Origin of the sequence: Pseudomonas sp. H11T01, assembly GCF_048515765.1 — a bacterium.
Taxonomy (GTDB): Bacteria; Pseudomonadota; Gammaproteobacteria; order Pseudomonadales; family Pseudomonadaceae; genus Aquipseudomonas.
This window is the reverse complement of sequence record NZ_JBLYED010000053.1, coordinates 1-7277: the sequence shown is the minus strand read 5'-3', so window position 1 is coordinate 7277 and position 7277 is coordinate 1. Positions and strand designations below refer to the sequence as shown.

Here is a 7277-nt window from a genome sequence, read left to right as displayed (position 1 = left end):
TGAACGCCTGCCACAGGCAACCTCGGTTGAAGATTACGAAGCCTTGCTGCCTTGGAACTGCTCGCTCGCCTCGCCTCGCTAAGCGCGCCGCCTATTTTTGAATAGGTGGGGTTCATGGAGCGCTTACTTTGTATTGGGAGCGCAACGGCTTCTGCCTTTGGCTCAAACGCCTCGAATCCGAGTGCTTCAAAACATCGCCTGATCTCACTGACGAAACCATTGTGCTGACGGTTCAAGAATTGAATTGGCTGCTGGATGGTTTTGACCTGTGGAAGAACCGTTCGCATCAGGTTTTGACACTGCGATTTACCGCGTAGTTGGGTATAATCCGAGCGTAAGCGACCTGGCCGTTGGCTTAGGCGGTTTCGACCAGGCCGTAAATCTGCGCACTAGCGGTCGCACCCTTGGGCATATCGCTGAAGAGCCAGTTCTTACGACCGATCACAAACGGTTTGATCGCACGCTCTGCCGTATTGTGATGGACTGGACCTACTAAGCCTAAGACCACCAGTAACAAAGGCCTACAGAGGCTTGCAGATTTTCTCGTACCACTTTCGTACTAACGCTATTTGCTCGACACCTTCAAATTGCTGCTCCAGCAGTCGATGCAGGCATTGATGCAGTAATGTGTCCCTGTCGCCATGATGGATTAGTTGACCACTACAAACGGGCGGCGGGGTAAATCCGTCTGAAAGGCGGGGCTGGCCCGCTCATCAGCAAAATGAGGGCGGAAATCGGCCCCAAAAACGCAGAACAGGCCAGTAGGTTGAAAAAACCGGCTTGAAAATGGGGCAGTGCGAGCGGGCCAATTGTTCAGCGTCTCCTTAGGTGAGCTGCCGATTTTATTGTGCCACTACTGATGTAGTACAGTGCCGCGCTTGAAACTGCGCCTTAAGCTCATGGAGACACAAGAAAGCATGTGCATCACACAACAGAAAAAAAGCGCAATAGGGCTTCCACCTGAAAATCGACTAAACCAAGAGATCCAAGTGTTACGTGCCATCGCGGTCCTAGCTGTGATCGTACACCATCTAGCGGGCCTGTTTGTTTGGGACGTGACAAAATGGTCACAGGTGGGTCAAGGATTGTATGTTGGAGTAGATCTGTTTTTCTGTGTGTCAGGATTCGTGATTGCGAGAACACTGCTACCAAAGCTAGAAGACAAAACAGGTATAACGTTTTGGAAGGAGTGCGGGGCGTTCTGGGTGAAACGGCTCTATCGCATTACGCCGTCCGCTTGGTTGTGGCTACTGATCCCTATGGCACTTGGACCACTAATGATCCATACGCAAGCCGCACAATTCAATTCACAGAATTTGGCAGACATTGCCGCAGCCATCCTACACGTTGAGAATTTGCATTTCTACAACTGCACAACTGGCAGTGGCCAATGTGGAGTATTTGCACTCTATTGGTCGTTGTCTTTAGAGGAACAATTCTATATTGCGTTGCCATTTATTGTTTTTTTCTTTCGGAAACGACTTCCCCTTGTACTTACATGCTTGGTTTTCGCTCAACTTTTCATTACCCGACATGAATGGAATGGAATCCTTTCGTTTATCAGGACGGATGCTATTTTACTCGGAGTTCTGATTGCAATATTTTCCAATACGCCCATCTATAAAGCACTAGAGCCCAGCCTCAACTCTTCTCGTTTCCGTCTCGTAATTCCTGCTCTTCTGCTGTTCAGCCTATTTGCAACTACCCGGTTTCAGATCGTTAGCTTCTACACTGGGCTAGCAGCAGTCGTCTGTGCAGTAATTGTGTGGCTGTGTTCGTACGACAAGGGTTATTTCTTCAAGCCCTCACCGACTAGAGACTTTCTTGCGTGGATAGGAACACGCTCTTATGCGATCTATCTTATTCATATCCCGTCATTTTGGTTCACTCGTGAGATATGGGCATGGATTGAGCCTCAGGGTACCGAACTAAACGAGACATACACGTTACAATTTGCGCTGACTGCACTGGTACTTATTTTTGCACTCGCCGAACTAAATTACAGATTTGTGGAAGAGCCTCTTCGAAAGAGAGGCCATATTCGCGCAAAAAGCTTATTTTCACGCCAAGTTTTGGAAACCGCATAAGATAAGGACCACTTTTAGCCAGCGCTCTGCATTGGCACCATAATAAAAACAAAGGGGACACCCATTAGCCGGTCCTGCGTCAAGATCCAAAGCCCACCTGCCCTGCTTTTTAAGGGCAGGGTGTTTCCTCGTAAGCGACCCATAAACCACACATGGCATAAAACCGATGTGTGGTTTTACGGGTCGCTTACGTAACAATTGACCTGAGTTGCGTTCTATTTTTAAATTTTTAGTCTTGAGTACTGGAGAGCTTCCTTGATACTTTTTTAGCCAGCGCTGATGCGTATAGACGTAGTTCAGGCACTGCGGTTGCCTCCCAGAAACTCGCTTTCAACATTGGCCCGACGTAACTCAGCCATTCTGATGGGCTTCCGTCTTTGCTTTTTACGGCTAAATTGTTATCAACGATTAGGCCTAACCCCTGGTTGTCGACACTAATCAGACCGTCATTAATAAGCTGTTGTATCAAGGGTTCCTTTATATGCTCTGGGTTGGAGCTGGGGCCGGTGCAATTTATAATGCGATCAATTTTAATTTGTTTAATGGTATGCGTGTTGCGCAACTGAATGGTAACAAGAGCGCTGTCTCTACAGACGTCTACGGATTTAATACGTCCGGCGATAGCTGTGATTTTTTTCTTGTCGAACTCATCTTTAAAGTGTTTGTGAGTTTCCGGAGCTACACGATGTCGGTGTACATCCCAGTAAGGTTGCGCATGACGTAGAAATCTACGCCGTTCACTCTCGGGAAGTTTAATCCAAAGATCCGATGTGATAGGGCGCACAGCGGCAATTACATCTCTCCAGTTTGCTCCTGACTTTGCACTGGATTTTACCTGTGCCTTAATTAATCGAAAATAATTTAAGGCTGTCGGTTCTGCCTTTAGAAGCTTTTCGCGAAATGAAGCGGCAGGTAGCGAGCCGTTTTTGGTTGTACGGTGTGCTAGAGGTAATAATCCGCGACGAGATAGCATGTAGATCTGACCAGTATGAGCTGTTTGTCTCAAACTTGAGATCACATCTAAAGCAGTTAGACCTCCGCCGATTAAAAGGATCGGCGAGTTGCTATTTTCGAGTGTCGATACAGGGCCGCTCCAAGGGTCCGCCATATAAATTGGCGTGTTTATCACTTGCTGTAGCAACGGTGGAGTGCGGGGAGGGAAATGGCCAAAAGCTAAAATTACTTGGTCGGTAAATATTTTTTTACCCGAGCAGAGTTCAACAAGTGCCCCGTTTTCTTGCGGGGTTAAGCTCTTTACTTCGGAGGTTATTCGTTCTACGTTGGTTTTTTTCTTTGCGTTGAGCTCTGCGCTATCTAAGAGCGATGCTAGATAGTCCCCATATGACTTTCTGGATATAAAGGAACTTTCAGTAGTCTCCGGTAACGAAGACTGACAGTATCGTAAGAAGGAGTCTGGTTCGTCGACTAACGCGGTCATGTTTCCAGCAGGCACATTAAGCAAATGTTGTGAGCTGCTAGTGCCGTAAGCCAGGCCTCGCGCGATGGATCCAGACCTGTTGATAATGATTAGTCTCGCTCCCGCAGGAGCGCAGCGTAGAAACTCTACAGCAGCGACTGTTCCGCTGAATCCTGCGCCAATGATGACTAAAGTCTTCATGTGATCGGCCATTCTCTTAGGAAGTCGAGAATGCGCTTTACTGCCGTTTCAAGATCATCTTCCAATGTGTTGATCCTGATTTGAGGGCTGACGGGCGGCTCATACGCAGAGTCGATCCCCGTGAAGTTCTTGATTAGTCCATTGCGCACCTTTTTATAAAGGCCTTTAGGATCTCTTCGTTCGCATTCGTCTAATGGAGTATCTACGAAAACTTCTATAAATGCAGATTCTCCAATTACATCGCGCGCTAGGGCTCTGTCGCGCATAAAAGGTGATATAAATGCAGTTATTACAATCAGGCCGGCATCTATGAATAATTTCGACACTTCAGAAATTCGTCGTATGTTTTCTACACGATCAATGTCGCTAAATCCTAAGTCTTGGCAAAGGCCTAGTCGAATGTTGTCACCGTCAAGCAAATAAGTATGACGACCGACATTGCATAATGCCAACTCCAAGGCATTCGCAATTGAAGATTTGCCAGCCCCGCTTAGACCCGTAAGCCAGATCACAACTGGGCGTTGGTTTTTTAAGGTGCTGCGGTATTCAGCATCCACCGATTGCAAGTGAGCTACAAGATTTTCAGACATACCGTCTCGTTAAATTTCGAAGAAATTGAAGAAATTGAAAGACAAGCACCGAGTCAGGTCGGGCATAGAAATAGAACTCACTTTGGTCCAGTGCTGTCGTTTGGCCATTTTACGTTTTACATAACCAAAAATTATCAGTAGGTGTCGAAATTTCGTGTTCGCGAATCTGATACGTCTTACACCCTATGCAGGGGCTGAATTGTAGCTATGCTTTCAGCAAAATGCTCGTTCTGCAGTGTTGGTCCGAGTCTGTTGCTTGGTGCCGTGTGCCAAAATGCAGGCATTCAGCGGATCAGTCGTATATTGGTCGCGCAGATGGTTACAATACTGATCGTCGACTGTGTGGGGAGTGCGAGCTACGTGCTCAAATGTGTGTATGGATAAAGTACGGACTTTTTTGCTTGGTTTGCCTCGCAAACAAAAACGACTGCTACAGGTCGCTACCGACGTGATTCTGGTTTGGGTCGCGCTGTGGCTAGCCTTCATCGTCCGCCTCGGCATCGACATGTACAACCCTCTCAAGGTCCATTTCTGGCTCTTTGCCTGTGCGCCTGTCATCGCCATCCCTCTCTTCATCCGCTTCGGTATGTACCGCGCGGTCATGCGCTACTTCGGCAACGACGCCCTCATAGCCATCGTCAAGGCTGTCAGCCTGTCATCGCTGATTCTGGCGGTCGTTGTCTATTGGTACAGCAACCACGAAGTCGTGGTGCCGCGTTCCATCATCTTCAACTACTGGTGGTTGAGCCTGGTGATCATCGGCGGCCTGCGCCTTTGTATGCGCCAATATTTTATGGGCGACTGGTTCACCGCCGCCCAGCATGTGCCGTTCACCAACCGTGACGATGGTCTCACCAAGGTGGCTATCTACGGTGCCGGTGTAGCGGGGAATCAGTTGGTCGCGGCTCTACGTATGGGCCGTGTAATGCGGCCTGTAGCCTTTATCGATGATGACGCAAGCATTGCGGATCGTTCGATTGCCGGGTTGCAGGTTTATAAGCCCAAGCATATTCAGCAGATGATCGATGAGACGGGGGCTCAGGAGATTCTCCTGGCGCTGCCGTCGTCTACCCGAGCGCGACGCCGGGAAATTCTCAATCTTTTGGAGGACTTCCCGCTTCACGTTCGCAGTGTGCCGAATTTCACTGATCTGGCCAGTGGCCGGGTGAAGGTCGATGATATCCAGGAGGTCGATATCGCCGATTTGCTGGGGCGCGATTCGGTTCCGGCGCAACCCGACCTGTTGGCGCGCTGCATCAAGGGCAAGACGGTGATGGTGACGGGGGCGGGTGGTTCGATTGGTTCAGAGTTGTGTCGGCAGATTTTTTCCATTGGTCCGACCACGCTTCTGCTGTTTGATCACAGCGAGTTCAATCTTTACAGCATCTTGTCTGAGCTCGAACAGCGTATTACCCGTGAGTCTTTGTCTGTCCGGTTATTGCCCATCCTGGGGTCCATACGTCATCCCCATAAGCTCCTTGATGTCATGAAGACCTGGAATGTAGACACTGTTTATCACGCCGCCGCGTATAAACACGTTCCCATGGTTGAGCACAATATCGCCGAAGGTGTGCTTAATAATGTGATGGGAACGCTCAATACCGCTCAGGCGGCTTTGCAGGCGGGTGTTGCGAATTTTGTACTGATTTCTACAGACAAAGCGGTACGCCCGACCAATGTGATGGGTAGCACCAAGCGCCTGGCCGAATTGACCCTTCAGGCGCTGAGCCGGGAGATTGCGCCGGTGTTGTTTGGGGATAAGGCTAATGTGTCGCGGGTCAACAAAACCCGATTCACGATGGTCCGGTTTGGCAATGTGTTGGGTTCTTCCGGCTCAGTGATTCCACTCTTTCACAGTCAGATCAAGTCGGGCGGTCCATTGACTGTCACCCATCCGAAGATCACCCGTTATTTCATGACTATCCCCGAAGCCGCGCAATTGGTCATTCAGGCCGGTTCCATGGGGCAGGGTGGTGACGTCTTTGTGCTGGATATGGGTGAGCCGGTGAAAATCGTCGAGCTGGCTGAGAAGATGATTCATTTGTCCGGCTTGAGTATTCGCTCTGAAAAAAATCCGCATGGCGATATCGCCATCCAGTTCACCGGTCTTCGCCCGGGCGAAAAGCTTTACGAAGAGTTGCTCATTGGTGACAACGTCGCAGCAACCCGGCATCCGATGATTATGAGTGCCAATGAAGATCATCTGGCTTGGGATGTGCTCAAGGCCAGGCTGACTGAGCTGCTTGCTGCCGTTGAGCGGGATGACTATTCCCGAGTCCGTCAGTTACTGCGCGACACGGTCAGCGGCTATGCCCCCGATGGCGATATCGTCGACTGGATCCACCAGCAACGCCGTCTCGAGCCCTGATCCTCACATATGCTGTAACGCAGCCATTTTTGACTTGTGCATCAGATGACCTAAGTTTGGGAGGCAGCTTCGGAAAAGCTGCTTCTCCCTTATTGATGTCATGGAGCGTCACCTATGCGTACAGCCTACTTCTCGTCCCTGGTCTTTGCTCTGCTGGCCAGTGCCTCTATTGCTGTCAACGCTGCACCTGCCAAACCGGAGGTCTCTGCACCTGTCGCTGCGCAAGTAGTACCTGCTGTGCAAACATCCAAGACCAATCTTAACGGGGCCGATGCGGCTACCTTGCAGCGTGAGCTCTCGGGGATTGGTGAGGCCAAGGCCAAGGCGATTGTTGCTTATCGTGAAAGTAACGGACCTTTTGCCTCGGTAGATGAGTTGCTGGAGGTCAAGGGGATTGGCAAGGCGATTCTGGACAAGAACCGCGAGAAGCTTGAGGTCAACTAAAACCCATACGTTAGCGTTTGAGGCCGGTCATTGACCGGCCTTCTTTATGGGTGCGCCAGGCATGGCGCGTTGCGCGTAAGCGCAACCAGTCTGGCTGTGGTGGCCACGCTGGTGACTTGGAGGTGAAAGTCCTCTACACACCCGGCAAGGGGAAGTGTTAGCCAGAGGCA

Annotated in this window: 6 protein-coding genes and 1 pseudogene; 4 read left to right on the top strand and 3 right to left on the bottom strand. The window is 50.0% G+C overall.

The annotated features are described in order from the left end of the window. Positions 1–128 precede the first annotated feature (128 nt). Positions 129–317 carry an IS66 family insertion sequence element accessory protein TnpB gene (tnpB, locus tag ACN1C3_RS33085; protein ID WP_419119932.1) on the top strand — a complete coding sequence of 63 codons (189 nt, stop codon included), beginning with the start codon at positions 129–131 and terminating at the stop codon, positions 315–317. A 41-nt stretch (positions 318–358) separates the two neighbouring features. Here the strand turns inward: tnpB and ACN1C3_RS33080 are convergent. After that, a pseudogene (locus ACN1C3_RS33080) lies at positions 359–487 on the bottom strand (IS66 family transposase); the annotation flags it as partial. A gap of 391 nt (positions 488–878) precedes the next feature. Here ACN1C3_RS33080 and ACN1C3_RS33075 point away from each other — a divergent pair. Next, on the top strand, positions 879–2087 hold the full coding sequence (locus ACN1C3_RS33075; protein ID WP_419119931.1) for an acyltransferase family protein: 1209 nt from the start codon (positions 879–881) through the stop codon (positions 2085–2087). A gap of 229 nt (positions 2088–2316) precedes the next feature. On the opposite strand, the gene ACN1C3_RS33070 is transcribed toward ACN1C3_RS33075, so the two are convergent. Together ACN1C3_RS33070 and cysC are read right to left on the bottom strand one after the other, a co-directional pair. After that, entirely contained in the window at positions 2317–3705 is a 1389-nt protein-coding gene (locus ACN1C3_RS33070; protein ID WP_419119930.1) for an FAD/NAD(P)-binding protein, read from the bottom strand. Continuing rightward, a complete protein-coding gene (gene cysC / locus ACN1C3_RS33065; RefSeq protein ID WP_419119929.1) occupies positions 3702–4295 on the bottom strand; it encodes an adenylyl-sulfate kinase in 594 nt (197 codons plus the stop codon). The genes ACN1C3_RS33070 and cysC overlap by 4 nt, the downstream gene beginning before the upstream one ends. A 376-nt stretch (positions 4296–4671) precedes the next feature. Here cysC and ACN1C3_RS33060 point away from each other — a divergent pair, with 376 nt between their 5' ends. Both ACN1C3_RS33060 and ACN1C3_RS33055 read left to right on the top strand, forming a co-directional pair. Continuing rightward, entirely contained in the window at positions 4672–6663 is a 1992-nt protein-coding gene (locus ACN1C3_RS33060) for a polysaccharide biosynthesis protein (RefSeq protein ID WP_419119928.1), read from the top strand. 114 nt (positions 6664–6777) lie between these two features. Beyond that, positions 6778–7107 (top strand): ComEA family DNA-binding protein, encoded by a 330-nt coding sequence (locus ACN1C3_RS33055; RefSeq protein ID WP_419119927.1) that lies wholly within the window; start codon positions 6778–6780, stop codon positions 7105–7107. Positions 7108–7277: the final 170 nt, after the last annotated feature.